The sequence below is a fragment of the Streptococcus danieliae genome (genome assembly GCF_013415245.1).
GTDB classification, from domain to species: Bacteria; Bacillota; Bacilli; order Lactobacillales; family Streptococcaceae; genus Streptococcus; species Streptococcus danieliae_A.
This window is the reverse complement of the sequence record NZ_JACBXX010000244.1, coordinates 1-14,291: the sequence shown is the minus strand read 5'-3', so window position 1 is coordinate 14,291 and position 14,291 is coordinate 1. Positions and strand designations below refer to the sequence as shown.

The window sequence follows — 14,291 nt, the reverse complement described above, 5'->3', positions numbered from 1 at the left end:
CTCACTTGTTGTAAGACTTGCCCTCGCTTGATTTCGTTATTGATTGCTTGAGGAGCTCTTCCAAGTAGGCGAGCAATTTCTCGATTGGATTTTCCTTCTTTGTTCCATCGTTCAATGTAGCGACGATCATTAATTGTCAAATGTTTTCCTTTTGTTGTATAATTGTTTTGCATCTCTGTGCCTTTCCTTTTGTTTGTGGTGAACAACAAGTATAGCACGGAGGTGTTTTCTTATACCTTACAAAAGGATTTCATTTGACAACAGGGACTTTTGAAGCTGTTTTGAGGGCTAAACCAAGGCTATCATTAGCCTTGGCCAATTAGCCTAACAGCTCCAAACCTATTATCAAATGAAATCAGACAACTCATCAGAATGAGTTGTAGTACTTATCTAGCAGATAGGATGGGTGGCTAACTTCATTTTAAAATTTTTGTTTCCTTCCCTCTATTAAGATTTTACCATAAAAACTTAAAAAATTCTTGACAAAATATGAATTTTTTAATATATTATCAATTTATAGATTTGTGCTAAGGATATAAAACTACGATAAGTTGGTGTAGTGAGTGTTTTAGAGCAGAACAAATCTTAGGTGCAGGAAAAGTTTGCTAGGATTTTCTGATATAATAGACCCATGACTAGATTAGTGGATATGGAACAAAGGGAAGAGGATAGTCTGATTGAAGGAAGTCTTCGTCCGCAAAATTTTCAGGAGTATATTGGCCAGGGGAAGGTCAAGGAGCAGTTAAAGATTTTTATTGAGGCCGCAAAATTACGGGATGAATCTTTGGATCACACCTTGTTGTTTGGTCCTCCCGGTTTGGGAAAAACGACTATGGCCTTTGTTATCGCAAATGAATTGGGGGTCAATCTCAAGCAAACCTCAGGTCCAGTGATTGAAAAGGCTGGGGATTTGGTAGCTCTTTTGAATGACTTGGAACCAGGCGATGTCCTTTTTATTGATGAAATCCATCGCATGCCCATGGCTGTCGAAGAGATTCTTTATAGTGCTATGGAGGATTTTTATGTGGACATTATGATTGGCAGTGGCGAAACCAGTCGCTCAGTGCATCTGCAATTACCGCCTTTTACATTGATTGGTGCAACGACACGGGCAGGAATGTTGTCCAATCCCTTACGGGCTCGCTTTGGGATTAATGCCCACATGGAATACTATGAACTCAACGATTTGACAGAGATTGTGGAGCGAACGGCAGCTATTTTTGAAACAGAGATTTTACCAGAAGCAGCCATTGAGCTGGCTCGTCGGAGTCGGGGAACACCTCGGATTGCCAACCGCCTGCTCAAGCGTGTTCGCGATTTTGCGCAGATTAAAGGAGAAGGAATCATCAATCGGGAGATGACTCATCAAGCTCTGACCATGTTAGATGTAGACCAGGAGGGTTTGGACTATGTGGATCAGAAAATTCTCCGCACCATGATTGAGCTCTACAATGGAGGTCCTGTTGGTCTGTCGACCATCGCCATTAATATTGCAGAAGAGCGAGAGACGGTTGAAGACATGTACGAACCCTACCTGATTCAACAAGGCTTTATTATCCGCACTCGCAGTGGCCGTCAGGCTACTGCAAAAGCTTATGAACATTTGGGCTATCCTTTACCAGGAACAAATTAATAGACTTCCTGCGGAACTAATGTATTAGATCCCATTTCTCAGCAGGAGAGATCGCATAACCACACTGAAACATTTTGCAACTCAGTCTTTTTCAAGTGATGACTCCGATAAATCTTAGGTTCTGTCACTGTTTTGCAGGAAGTCTAATCTTCGTATCAGAAGGAAAAAATCAATAAGAGGCAGGTTCCAAGTGGACCTGCCTCTTATTGATTGGGCGGAGTTAGTTTTCTTTTTTCAATTGAAGGGCTAAATAAATAATTCCAAGAAGTAAGATGATGCTTGCCATGATGCTACCTTCAGTTCCAAAGGATCCACCTGAAATCCATTTTGCTACACCAGTTTTTGTTTCAAATGAAAAGAGCGAAGGACCAGTAGTTGTACCGCTGACGGCAACTCCGAAAATATTGCCTTGTGTGAAATTCCAAGCACCGTGCAGACCTGCAACACCCCAGATATTGTCGGTCTTAAGCATGTAGAGAGCCATGAATACCCCAGATAAGATGATGCTTAAAATGGATAAGACAGTCACATTGTTATTACCCAAGTGTATGATTCCAAAAAGAGTACTCGAGATGCCAATTGCAAGAGCAAGGTTTGAACGTTTGTTGATAATCGGTAGAAGCCAGGCACGGGTTAGAAGTTCTTCGGTACCTCCTTGAATCAACCAAAATGGGATAGTTGATAGGACAAAGAGGAGAGTGTTACCTGAAAAATCGATACGGTTTAATACAACACCGCCAAAAAGATAGCTCAGTCCTAAGGAACAGCTGAAGGTTAGCATTCCCACTCCCCAACCTTTTAGAATTTCAAGCAAATAATTTGTCTTGAAAAATCCAAGGCTAGAAATGGGGCGTTTCTCGTACCATTTCACCCAGGCGAAAAGTGTCAGCGTAATAAAGGCAAATATCCCCAGTTGAACATATAGGTGAGTAAACGTTTCAATGATTGCATCCAGATTCTCTAGATTAGAAATCAGGAAGGGCATTGAAAGAACGGCAAGGATGAGGCCCCCAATCACAGTACCGCCGATAAAGAAAAGTTCTACCATCAAACAGGCAAGAATAATCATTAGCCATGCGGGCAGTTTTTCATACCGTTTGGTCGTGTTTTCTAATATTCTTTTTTGCATTATCTCATTCTTCCTCCGTTTTTCACGTTATTCAAAAGAGTCATTGACTGGAAATAGCTTTTCTAGATTCATTTTATCATAAATATACAAATAATGATATGTAATACTTAGAAAAACCTGATTCATGAAGTCACTATCTCCATAGAGGTTCAGAAATTCTTTTATTCACCCTTTCCTTATATGTTATAATGGAGGGGAGGTATACGATATGAATGTGATTATGGTTTGCTTAGGAAATATTTGTCGCAGCCCGATGGCGGAGTTTGTGATGAAGCAGGAAATGCCCTCTTGGGATGTAGAAAGTCGTGCCACTTCGACGTGGGAACATGGTAATCCAATCCACCAAGGGACACAAGCGATTCTGCAAAAATACCAAATTCCCTACGATTTATCGAAACAGTCCCAACAAATTTCCCAAAAAGACTTTCTTGAGGCCGATTTAATTCTGGCCATGGACCGATCGAATCTGGAAGATTTACAAGCGATGGCCCCTCAAGAAGCCTTGGATAAGATTCATCCCTTAATTGACGGTGAAGTACCTGATCCGTGGTACACCGGTGATTTTGAGGAAACCTACCGTCTCGTTCGTCAAGGCTGTCAAGAATGGAAAGAAAAAGTAGGAGAATTGTGATGGCAGGACAAGTAGCTAAAAAGAAACCAACCGCTTCCAAGGGGATTCGTTGGAAACGGTCGGGTTTTGAATTGATGACAGGCTTGGTGATCCTTCTTTGTGCCCTGTGGGTTTTTGCATCTGGAATCCCCATGAGGGGGAAGATTGCCTTAAACAATGGCAAAATGACCTATGAGGGCACCCTGGTACGTGGAAAAATAACGGGTCAAGGCAAATTGACCTATGAGAACGGTGATGTCTATGAAGGTGAGTTTAAAAATGGGGCCTTCCAGGGTCATGGGACCTTTACATCCAAGGACGGTTGGCGTTACACGGGTCAATTTGCCAATGGAAAACCAGATGGAAAAGGAGAGTTGGTAACAGAGGATAAGGTCGCCTATACTGGAACTTTTAAACAAGGAATCTATCAAGATGAGAATTAAATGGTTTTCTCTTATTCGGATCACAGGGCTGCTCTTTGTCCTGATTTATCACTTTTATAAGGAGCAATTACCAGGCGGTTTTATTGGGGTAGATATCTTCTTCACCTTCTCAGGTTTTCTAATCACAGCGCTATTGATTGAGGAAGTTGGGAAAACTAAGAAGATTGATCTGGTAGCTTACCTGAAACGGCGGCTCTATCGGATTGTGCCACCTTTGGTTTTGATGCTCTTGGTGGTTGCCCCCTTGATCTTGTTTGTTAAGTCCGATTTTCGGGTGGATATCGGCACCCAGACGGCAGGGGCTTTAGGGTTTGTAACCAACTGGTATGAGATACTTCTGGGGGGGAGTTATGAAAGTCAATTTATTCCTCATCTCTTTTTGCATACCTGGAGTTTGGCTTTAGAGGTGCACTACTACCTGGTTTGGGTACTAGTGTTAGCGTTTGTGGCGCGTGGCTCGAAAGATATTCGCCGGTTTAAGAGTCAGGTATTTTTGGTATCAACCGGTTTTCTTCTGGTGTCTTACATCAGTATGTTGATTGGAACTTTCACAACGGACAATGTTTCCAATTTATATTTCTCAACCTTATCACACAGTTTCCCCTTTTTTGTAGGATCGAGTCTAGCTGCCTTGACGGGCTTGCAGCACCAGGGCATGTTGTTGCGGAGTCTGATCCAGAAGTGGAGTTTGGGCAAGACCCTGTTGGTTTATCTGGGAGCCTTGGGGCTGTCGATTGCACTGGCTCGTTTTCTCCCCTTTGAGTCCTTGTGGACCTATACTCTGGGTCTCTTGGCAGCCTCCCTTTTGGCGGGGATGATGATCCTGACCACACGTATCTTACATGAGAAGACCCGGCTCAAGGAACCACGGCTACTGGACTTCCTAGCCAGCACCTCTTACGGAGTTTATCTCTTCCATTGGCCCCTTTATTTGATTTTTTCCGAATGGATGGGGCATGATCAAGCCGTTTTCCTAACCACGCTGTTTTCTCTGATCTTGGCTGCTTTTTCTTTTTACCTCTTAGAGCCAATCTTGCAAGGGAAAAATCCGAAAATCTTGGGTACGCCCGTGGTTCTTCCCAGCCTGGGCTGGAAAGGGTGGGTTCTACCGCTCCTGTTGGTAACTGCCTGGGGCATCGGGGTTGTGACCAGTCCAATGATGGGCAGTTTTGAGGCTAATTTAGTGGGTAACAGTCTACAGCAGGCTCGGCAGCAAATGCGTTCAACTCGGATTCGAACCGAAAATCCTGATGCTGTGGCTAATGGGGCGACACTGATTGGCGATTCTGTTGCCCTGCGGGCCAGTGATTGGCTCCATGAAGCCCTTCCTGGACTTGATATGGATGCGGCTGTGTCACGGAACCTGATTGATGGCCGGAAAATGCTGAAAAAGGCGACCAAAAATGGCACCCTGGTGACCGATGTCATTATTGCTCTTGGGGTCAATGAAGTGAACGATTATGCTGAGGAATTGGATCAATTAATGGAGCTTCTACCAGCTGATCATCGTTTGATTCTTGTAACGCCTTATGATGGTCGGGTTTTGGATAATCCCAATGCGATTGCCAACCGGACCCGAGATTACATGCTCAAACTGGCGGATCAGTATGACTATGTACTTGTTGCGGACTGGCATCAGACGGCTGTCGACAACCCTGAAATCTGGTACGGGACAGATGATGTTCACTTTGGAGCCAATGCCAATAGCATTGCCCAAGGTGGGAAACTATACGCTAAGACCGTTCGGGATGCCTTGAAGAAGGCCCAGGATGCTCCGACCAAACCCTAATCCTTTCTAATACTCTTTCTATTTTAAATCTACACCTTGTTAGTTTTGACTAGTCTCAGCTTCTCTGATGGCTGCGTCTCGCTGCCTTGTTTGAATTCAAAATAGTTGGAGTAAGGCTTTTAGAATGGAAGTAGTATCAAATTGAACTAGCAAGAGGTTGGTGTCTTGAACCCAGCCTCATTTTGCTATACTAGACTTATGAACACTATTAATCGGCGAATTTTTAATGTGGCCTTACCGGCCATGTTGGAGAATTTTTTACAGATGGTGATGGGAGTGGTCGACTCCTATCTAGTAGCCAGTCTTGGCTTCTAGCGTATTAGCGATCTATCAGGCCTTGTTTTTGGCCTTGGTGGCAACCCTGTCCAGTTTTGTCGCCAAGGCTCAGGCTACAGACGAGGAGGAGGCCCAGCAGTTGGCTCGATCGGGTTTGGCGTTAACCGTCTTGTTGGCCCTGGTCTTGGGCTTGCTGTCGGTGTTGGCAGGTCCTGCGATTCTGGTTTTGATGGGGACAGATCCTGCTGTGGCCCAGACCGGTGGTCTTTACCTCAGTTTCGTCGGGGGAACTATCCTATTTCAGGGGCTGATGATGAGTCTGGGGGCTATTTTGCGAACCTGGGGGAGACCCCAGGAACCTATGTGGATTAGTTTATTAGCCAATTTGCTAAATGTGATACTCTCCTTTGTTTTCCTTTATGGTCTGAATGGAGGTTTGATGGGGGTTGCCCTGGGAACAGTCCTAGCCCGTTTGTTGGGGACACTCTACCTTTGGTGGCGGGTTCCCTTTCCTCTCCTGGGATTTTCCTGGACTTGGAATTGGAGCTTGGTGAGTTTTGCCCTTCCGGCTGCGGGGGAACGTCTGATGATGCGTTTAGGCGATTTTCTGCTAATGGTTCTGGTTGTGTCCTTTGGAACAGAAGTGGTTGCCGGAAATGCGATTGGCGAAACCTTGATTCAATTCAATGTGATGCCAGCCCTAGGGATGGCTACAGCGGGCGTGATTCTGATTGCCCAGGCACGGGGGCAGGAGGATTGGGAACAGGTGGATGTCTTGACCCACCGCCTCTATTTCTGGACCTTGATTTTGATGGCTCCAATCGCCCTGGTCTTTTACCTCTTGGGGCAGCCTCTCACGCAACTTTACAATAGCCAGCCCCAGGTTTTAGCCGCTAGTCAGACAGTCTTACTGTTTGCCCTCCTAGGGACGCCTATGACAGCCGGGACCCTGATCTACACCAGTTTGTGGCAGGGTTTGGGCAATGCTCGCTTGCCTTTTTATGCGACTAGTATCGGCATGTGGGTCCTGCGCTTAGGCTGTGGAGCCTTGTTCGGTCATTGGTTGGGCTGGGGTTTAGTTGGCATCTGGATTGGAACAATCGTGGACAATGGTTTTCGTTGGTGGTGGCTCAGACGTCATTACCGTTTGTATAGAAAGGAGCAGGTATGACTGCTTTTATTTGGGATTTGGATGGGACGCTCTTGGATTCTTATGAAGCCATCTTGGCTGCCATTAACCAGGCCTTGAGGAACACGGATGTTCCTTTTGACAAGGAGGCTATTCGCCGGCATATTCTGGCGACTTCTGTTAAGGATTTTTTTGAAAAAATTGAAAAAGAAACGGGCAGCAATTTGAAATCTCTGTACCAAACGGCTTTGCCGCAATTCAGTGGAGAAATCCGCCTGTTACCGGGAGCTCAGGAGGTGCTGGACTGGGCGGAGGAGCAGGGGATCCAGCAGTTTGTGTTTACCCACAAGGATGAGGAAGCCCACCCGCTCTTGGAGCGCCTGGATTTGGCTGCCTACTTCCGGGAGGTGGTGACCGCCAGCGATGGCTTTGCGCGGAAACCGGATCCGGAGGCCCTCTATTATTTGATGGATAAGTACAAATTGAATCCTGATCAGACCTACTATATTGGCGATCGTCTGCTGGATATTGAAGCCGCCCTGGCAGCGGGGATCCAGTCCATCAATTTTTTATCCCACCCAGAGAGTCAGGCGATTGAGCACTTGGGGGAGATTTCGGAGTTACCGTTTTTGTAACTCGGAAAAATAAGCACTAGCTTAAGCTTGTTTTAAGGTGGCGAGGCTATACTAGAGTCACAAATTAAGAAAACCTCTTAATTTGACTCCTAAAACTTTTCTTTTTCATAATAATCTCCAAAAAAGAGCTTTGCTAGGCAGGGCTCTTTTTGTGAAGGAATGATGTTAACTGAAACCGACAGCCTCGTGATAGGGTGGTTGGCGTTCCTGCCAGTACAGACCATGCTTTTCAATCAGTTGCTGGACTTCTTTTTTGTAGCCGTAGAAGGAGAGGTAGAGCCGGTAAGAAGAGTCGAATTGGATGGTGAGAGAATCTGTACTTATCCAAGCATAAAATCTACCTTTGAAAATTAATTGGAAGAGGGTTGTAAAATCTTCTTTTGGGATAATGAATGATTCCACTGTCCAATCTTCTACAGTTTCGTTATATTCCTGCAATTGTTGGAATAGTGTTTCTTCTTGGGGCGAGAAGTAGTGGGCAGGAACACTGAGTTCCTGAATGGTAGTGAATCCTAGACCTCCATTAACGGCTAATTGATCTATCTGGAATAACTCTAAAAAGTCTAAAACGAGCTGGAGGTATTTTTGTTCCACAGCTTGGTATTCTTCCCAATCCAGTCCGTTTTCGATTTCGTCAAAATGACTCCACTCGGTATAGGTGCGATTCAGAGGATTATCCTTGGAAATTCGAAGGTCATGGTGATAGTCTCCTGGTGGATTGGTCTGGCCATTGCCCCAACGAAAAGATAAGGCATCTACATCCTCTTTATCTAAATGGTAGGGGGCAATCGGGAATTCTTGCCAGTAGAGTCCTGCTGCAGTAATGATTTGCTGTAATTCTTTAAAGTAGGCTTTACTAGACATTTCAACGTACATGTAATAGTCATAACCAAAGTGAATGTTTATGTTATTTCCCACAAGTCTACATCCCAAAGTACCTCTTAAATTAAGTCGAACTACATCAGAAATCTCAGAACGATTTAATAGCATTCCATCATCTATTCGTTGATAGAGAAGGTATTGCTCCGGGGTAAGAGCAGCGTCTGTCTTTGTATTTTTACGACTGTCGGATTTACGGCAATAGCAAATAGATAGGTTATTTATTTGAAGGACGTCTAGTATGTCCTGAATAGCCTGGATATAGAGATTTTCTACCTGGAGGTAGCCTTCAAATGATAGCAGTTTTCCGTAAAACTGTTGACCGATATCATAAAAACCGGTCCAATCATGGATGTAATTCGGATTACTTTTATCGTATTTGTGAATGGATAATGCGGGCATATGGGATCCTTTCTTATACCTAGTTAAAATCAAAATCTGAATACTCGCAGAAATTCAAAAAAATGACTAGGAAAGGTTGAAAAGGTCTGGGAGAGCTTTTCAACCTGAGCCCAAAAATGTGAAAGCGAAGTTAGGTTGAACTGAGTTTCACCAAGTAGACTTGACAACGTCAGATTTTGAATTTTAATGAGCATTAATTATCTGAAGCCAACGGCTTTTTTATAAGGTGGTTGCCGTTCCTGCCAATAAAGCCCATGTTTTTCAACTAAATCTTGAATCTCCTTTTTGTGGCCGTAGAAGGAGAGGTAGAGCCGGTAGGAAGAGTCGAATTGGATGGTGAGGGAATCTGTGTTTATCCAAGCATAAAATCTACCTTTGAAAATTAATTGGAAGAAGGTGGAAAAGTCCTTTTTTTGAACGATAAAGGATTCGGCTGTCCGATCTTCTATACTTTCATCATATTCATATAGTTTTTGGTAGAGTGCTTCTTCTGTAGGAGAAAAATAATGTGCAGGGACTTCGAGTTCCTGAATGCTGGTAAATTCTAGTCCTCCATTGATGGCTAGTTGACTGATCTGGAAGAAGTCTAAAAAGTCCAAGACTAGCTGGAGGTATTTTTGTTCCGTAGCTTGGTACTCCTCCCAGTCTAGTCCATTCTCGATTTCATCAAAATGACTCCACTCGGTATAGGTGCGATTCAGAGGATCATCTTTGGAAATACGGAGGTCATGGTGATAGTAACCTGGTGGATTGGTCTGACCATCGCCCCAGGTATGATTATAGGCTAATTGTTCTTCTGCATCGTAGCCTATTTGTGGATGCTCTAACAGTTTCCAAAAGAATCCATTACTGTTGATGATATTGATGATATTGTTTAGTTGATTGTTGGAGTATAAATGAATTTCCAGATAGTAGTCATAGTCGACGGCTATTTCGATAGCTTCATCTATAAATAAACAATCAATACATTCTCGTAGACTCAATCGAATGGCATCTTGAAGTCTGTTTGTGCTTAAAGTAAGGCCGTTTTCTAGTTCCTGATATAACATACCCAAGTTAGAATTCAAATAATGATGGATCTGATGAACTCGTAAACTAGCTGATTTTCCGAGATAACGGACGTCAAGTGATTTGACTTGAAGGGAGTTGAGAATATCTACTATGAGTTGAACATGTCTGTCCTCCTCTTTTAGATACTCTTCAAAGGTCAATACTTTTCCATGAAAGTTTTTTCCAATATCTGAAATTGCTGTCCAGTCTCCGTAATATTTTTTGTTGTGTTTATCATATTTGTAGACTTCGAGCGTGTACATTTTTTAGTCTCCTAACAATTAATCATCTATTCTATTCAGGTATTTATCGTAAGTTCCACTACGTGAGAATTTCTTTTTCAGTTCCTTTATTGTATCGGCACCTTTCCAGTATCCTCCTTTATGACTTCTTCGATCTGGAGAGATAAATTTAGGCCCTTTTCCTTTTGTACGTTCATAAATTGGTCTATTATGTTTACCTCGTTCATTGCTTTTTTTGTATCCCAATTCTTTAGCAAGTTTTGTAGTTTCTGGAGAGGGTACATAGCCAATAATCACTCTTTGCCCTGGATGAATTGTAAAATTGGAAATGTGATTCCATTCCACTAATTCATCCATGGTGATACCGTATTTCTGAGCGATGAGCCAGACGGATTCACCAGCTTGGACGGTATGGGTTGTGAGTCCGGAGTAAGGAGCTTCTGTTGGTTGTTTGAGGATGAGGACTTCGCCGGGGTGGATGGTAAAGTTGGAGATCTTGTTCCACTTGACTAAATCATCCATGGAGATGCCATGATCGTGGGCAATTTTCCAGACCGAATCGCCTGCTTTGACCGTGTAGGAGCTGCTGGCAGTGCTTGCAGCAGGACTTGTTGGTTTTTGGGTGACGAGCTGTTGCCCGGGGTGGATGGTTTGATTGCTAATCTGATTCCAGTCCAGGAGTTCCTGCATGGTGATCTTGTGGTCGTTGGCAATTCTAGTTCTTTGTCGAGTTGTGTGGAATCCCTGAAAACTGATAATATGGAACAGATTTATAAATTGATAATATTGTCATATAGGATCCTCTCTTAAGGGCACCTATAAAACTAGAAACATTCCGTCATATAAAAAGCTTGGCCTCCAATTTCCAGCAAAAGTCCCTGTATTTCCTACTTTTCTATCCCGATTATCGGGAGAATTCTGATTTTTGGACGCACTAAGCCCATGTATTCAAATTCAGTCGTTTTATCTGTTCAAACAAAACGACGAAAAGACAGACGATCATATAGCTGGTATTCCATGGCTTCGTCTGACAAATTATAGAGGCGTGCAAGAAGGAGAATTTTAAACATCATGAGGTAGTCATAGGGAGGTCTACCACCTTTTGCAGGATTTTTCTTTTTATTGCCAAAAATGCGGTTCAGGGCTAGTCGAAATCTTGTCCAATTCATAGTCTTATCAAGTCGTTCTAGTTGATTTCCTAATTGTGAAGGTTTTTCTAGAAGTCGTTCATCGTCGGAAAATAATAGCACGACAACCCCTTGTTTATATTAGTAATTCTGTTATCTCACAAAACTTAAGGAGTGAAAATAAAGAAAAGCAGGTATTTCTACTGTAGTGGAACCATCAGCAGTTGGAAACAACTGCTGATGGCGGAGATTTTGAGACCTTGGCTCAAAATCTAGTGATGAGACTCCGAAGGAGGCTGCTCACGTCTGCACTACCAAATAGGAATACCTGCCTATTTAAAATAAGGCGACAATAAGTATGAGTTTTTAGAAGTGCCCTTAATTATCTGAAACCGACCACTTCCTTATAAGGTGGTTGGCGTTCTTGCCAATAAAGGCCATGTTTTTCAACTAAATCTTGAATCTCCTTTTTGTGGCCGTAGAAAGAGAGGTAGAGCCGGTAGGAAGAGTCGAATTGGATGGTAGTAGAGCCGTTGGTAATCCAATTCGTAAATATACCCTTGAACATTAGTCTAAATAGGGTGGAAAAGTCTTTTTTTTGGACGATGAGACCTTCAACTGTCCAATCTTCCACGTTTTCATCATATTCCTGCAATTGTTGGAATAGTACTATTTCCTTAGGGGAGAAGTAGTGTTCAGGGACACCGATTTCCTGAATTTTATGCAGAGATATTCCATTGATGACTAGTTCGTTTACTTGGAAGAACTCCAAAAAGTCTAAAACTAGCTGGAGGTATTTCTGTTCCATAGCTTGGTATTCTTCCCAATCTAGTCCATTTTCGATTTCGTCAAAATTACTCCACTCGGTATAGGTGCGATTCTGAGGATTATCCTTGGAAATACGGAGGTCATGATGGTAATCACCTGGTGGATTGGTCTGACCATCACCCCAAGTGTAAGTATGAGGAGTAATATCTTCTTCCTCCATTTGATGAGGGGAGATTAAAAATTCTTGATAGTAAAGATTCATCTCACGGATGATCTGCTTACACTGTTCGAGTTTCTCCTCGTCCATACTTTGGACATACATATAATAATCATAGCCAAAGTGGACTTGAAGATTAGGGCTGTAGAGACGGCACCAGACTGTTTCCCGGAGATTAAATCGAACAAGCTCAGAGATTGCTTCTCTAGTTAGTAACAATCCGTTATCAAGTTGTTGAAATAAGTGTCCTTGTTTTTGGTTTAGTCGATTTTCCTTTTTTTGGGAATGAAAACTAAAAGCTTTTTCCAACTCTCTTACCTCAAGGCTATCAACGTTGAATAATTGTAGAATCTTTTCAATGGTTTGGACATACCGGTTTTCGACTTCAAGATAGTCTTCTAAGGTCAATACTTTTCCATAAAAGCTATCCCCAATATCAGATATAGCTGTCCAATCGTCAACGTAGTTGGGGTTGCTTTTGTCGTACTTGTAAATAGATAATGCTGGCATAGAGAATTCCTCTTTTAATTAACTGAAATGGACAGCTTCGTGATAGGGTGGTTGCCGTTCTTGCCAATAAAGTCCGTGTTTTTCAATTAGATTTTGAATCTCCTTTTTGTGACCGTAGAAGGAGAGGTAGAGCCGGTAGGAAGAGTCGAATTGGATGGAGAGAAAATCTGTTTCAATCCATGCTTGGATTCTACGTCTAAACATCAGTCGGAAGAAGATTGAGAAGTCAGAGTTTGTAATGGTGATTTTCTCGAAATCCTCGGGTAATTGTTGGAAAAAAGTTTCTTCTGCTTGCGTGAAGAAGTGTGACGAAACCATGAGATTTTCTATATTGTACTTGTCAAGACTATCTAACGAAAATTCTTGAATTCCGAAGAAGTCAAGGATTTCCAATAGAAGTTGAAGGTAGTGGTTTTCGACAACTTGGTAGTCTTGGAAGCTCAAACCATTTTCTACTTCGTTAAAATGACTCCATTCGGTATAGGTACGATTCAAGGGATCATCCTTGGAAATACGGAGGTCATGATGGTAATCACCTGGTGGATTGATAAGTCCATTATTCCAAGTGAATTCGAAAGCAACATTATCATTTTTATCCTCAGAGTAGTAGTGATTTTTGGAAAATCGCCAAAATAATCCATGTCTCTTAATGATATTTGTAATGGAATGTAAGGTAGATTTATCTGCTATTTTTATAGCCATATAGTAGTCGTAGCCAAAGTAAATAGTGATAGCGCTATTAGATAAACTACAGTCAATGCTTTCACGTAAATTGAGACGGATAATATCTGCGATTTCATTTTTGTTTACGATGAGTCCTTTATCTAATTTTTGGTAAAGCTGGCTCTGAACAGAGGTTAGTCGCCCATGTTTTTGATGATAGCGTAAGCTGAAAAATTTTGAACACCAATCAACTGTCAGATTTTGGACATGGAAGAATTGTAAAAGTTCTTGGATTGTGTTGACATAACGATCTTCTTCTTGAAGATAGTTTTGATAGGTTAAAATCTTTCCATGAAACTTTTTACCGATATCTGATATAGAGGTCCAGTCATCAATGTAAGTTGGATTATCTAGGTTATATTTATAGAGGTCGATTTCTAACATGTAATTTCCTTTTCTAGTAATTTTTAAGGGCACTTCTAAAAACTCATACTTATTGTCGCCTTATTTTAAATAAGCGGGTATTCCTATTCGGTAGTGCGGACGTGAGCAGCCTCCTTCGGAGTCTCATCACTAGATTTTGAGCCAAGGTCTCAAAATCTCCGCCATCTAGCAGTTGTTTCCAACTGCTGATGGTTGCTAAATTTCAAGTTGAAATTAGCCACCACTAAGAAATTCCTTTGGTGACTTGTAGTCCAAACATTTTTTAGGATAATTGTTTATCCAATTTTCAATAAAAGCGACTTCTTTGGGAGTTGTTTCTTTGGTCCCTTTTGGTAACCACCTGCG

Annotated in this window: 12 protein-coding genes and 3 pseudogenes; 6 read left to right on the top strand and 9 right to left on the bottom strand. The window is 42.4% G+C overall.

The genetic code is table 11. The annotated features are described in order from the left end of the window. A partial coding sequence (locus HZY94_RS10025) for a helix-turn-helix domain-containing protein (RefSeq protein ID WP_179925744.1) occupies nt 1-173 on the bottom strand: 173 nt, incomplete at its 3' end. A gap of 458 nt (nt 174-631) precedes the next feature. Between HZY94_RS10025 and ruvB the strand changes: the two genes are divergently transcribed. Beyond that, the gene (ruvB, locus tag HZY94_RS10020; RefSeq protein ID WP_160332117.1) at nt 632-1,633 is read left to right on the top strand and encodes a Holliday junction branch migration DNA helicase RuvB; all 1,002 of its coding nucleotides are present in this window, start codon (nt 632-634) and stop codon (nt 1,631-1,633) included. Between the two features lie 220 nt (nt 1,634-1,853). On the opposite strand, the gene HZY94_RS10015 is transcribed toward ruvB, so the two are convergent. Beyond that, complete coding sequence (locus HZY94_RS10015; RefSeq protein ID WP_179925994.1) at nt 1,854-2,765, bottom strand: CPBP family intramembrane glutamic endopeptidase; 912 nt, start codon at nt 2,763-2,765, stop codon at nt 1,854-1,856. Between the two features lie 205 nt (nt 2,766-2,970). Here HZY94_RS10015 and HZY94_RS10010 point away from each other — a divergent pair, with 205 nt between their 5' ends. The 5 genes and pseudogenes from HZY94_RS10010 (at nt 2,971) to HZY94_RS09990 (ending at nt 7,644) form a co-directional block, all read left to right on the top strand. Next, the gene (locus HZY94_RS10010; protein WP_179923149.1) at nt 2,971-3,393 is read left to right on the top strand and encodes a low molecular weight protein-tyrosine-phosphatase; all 423 of its coding nucleotides are present in this window, start codon (nt 2,971-2,973) and stop codon (nt 3,391-3,393) included. Further along, nucleotides 3,393-3,815 (top strand): hypothetical protein, encoded by a 423-nt coding sequence (locus HZY94_RS10005; RefSeq protein ID WP_179925993.1) that lies wholly within the window; start codon nt 3,393-3,395, stop codon nt 3,813-3,815. Before HZY94_RS10010 ends, HZY94_RS10005 begins: the two co-directional genes overlap by 1 nt. Beyond that, nucleotides 3,805-5,604, top strand: coding sequence for an acyltransferase family protein (locus HZY94_RS10000; protein ID WP_179925992.1), 1,800 nt, complete (start codon nt 3,805-3,807; stop codon nt 5,602-5,604). The genes HZY94_RS10005 and HZY94_RS10000 overlap by 11 nt, the downstream gene beginning before the upstream one ends. A 198-nt stretch (nt 5,605-5,802) precedes the next feature. Continuing rightward, nucleotides 5,803-7,051 (top strand): annotated as a pseudogene (locus HZY94_RS09995) (MATE family efflux transporter). Then, entirely contained in the window at nt 7,048-7,644 is a 597-nt protein-coding gene (locus HZY94_RS09990; protein WP_179925991.1) for an HAD-IA family hydrolase, read from the top strand. The pseudogene HZY94_RS09995 and the gene HZY94_RS09990 overlap by 4 nt, the downstream one beginning before the upstream one ends. A 165-nt stretch (nt 7,645-7,809) precedes the next feature. Here the strand turns inward: HZY94_RS09990 and HZY94_RS09985 are convergent, their stop codons facing one another. From HZY94_RS09985 to HZY94_RS09955, 7 genes and pseudogenes are all read right to left on the bottom strand, one after another. After that, on the bottom strand, nt 7,810-8,562 hold the full coding sequence (locus HZY94_RS09985) for a hypothetical protein (RefSeq protein WP_179925990.1): 753 nt from the start codon (nt 8,560-8,562) through the stop codon (nt 7,810-7,812). Nucleotides 8,563-9,122: 560 nt separating this feature from the next. After that, nucleotides 9,123-10,238: a hypothetical protein gene (locus tag HZY94_RS09980; RefSeq protein ID WP_179925989.1), complete on the bottom strand. Its 1,116-nt coding sequence runs from the start codon at nt 10,236-10,238 to the stop codon at nt 9,123-9,125. Nucleotides 10,239-10,256: 18 nt separating this feature from the next. Continuing rightward, nucleotides 10,257-10,907 (bottom strand): LysM peptidoglycan-binding domain-containing protein, encoded by a 651-nt coding sequence (locus tag HZY94_RS09975; RefSeq protein WP_179925988.1) that lies wholly within the window; start codon nt 10,905-10,907, stop codon nt 10,257-10,259. Nucleotides 10,908-11,191: 284 nt separating this feature from the next. Further along, a pseudogene (locus HZY94_RS10785) lies at nt 11,192-11,467 on the bottom strand (transposase); the annotation flags it as partial. A gap of 259 nt (nt 11,468-11,726) precedes the next feature. Continuing rightward, nucleotides 11,727-12,839 carry a hypothetical protein gene (locus HZY94_RS09965; protein WP_179925986.1) on the bottom strand — a complete coding sequence of 371 codons (1,113 nt, stop codon included), beginning with the start codon at nt 12,837-12,839 and terminating at the stop codon, nt 11,727-11,729. Nucleotides 12,840-12,857: 18 nt separating this feature from the next. Further along, the gene (locus HZY94_RS09960; RefSeq protein ID WP_179925985.1) at nt 12,858-13,946 is read right to left on the bottom strand and encodes a hypothetical protein; all 1,089 of its coding nucleotides are present in this window, start codon (nt 13,944-13,946) and stop codon (nt 12,858-12,860) included. Between the two features lie 213 nt (nt 13,947-14,159). After that, a pseudogene (locus HZY94_RS09955) lies at nt 14,160-14,291 on the bottom strand (IS30 family transposase); the annotation flags it as partial.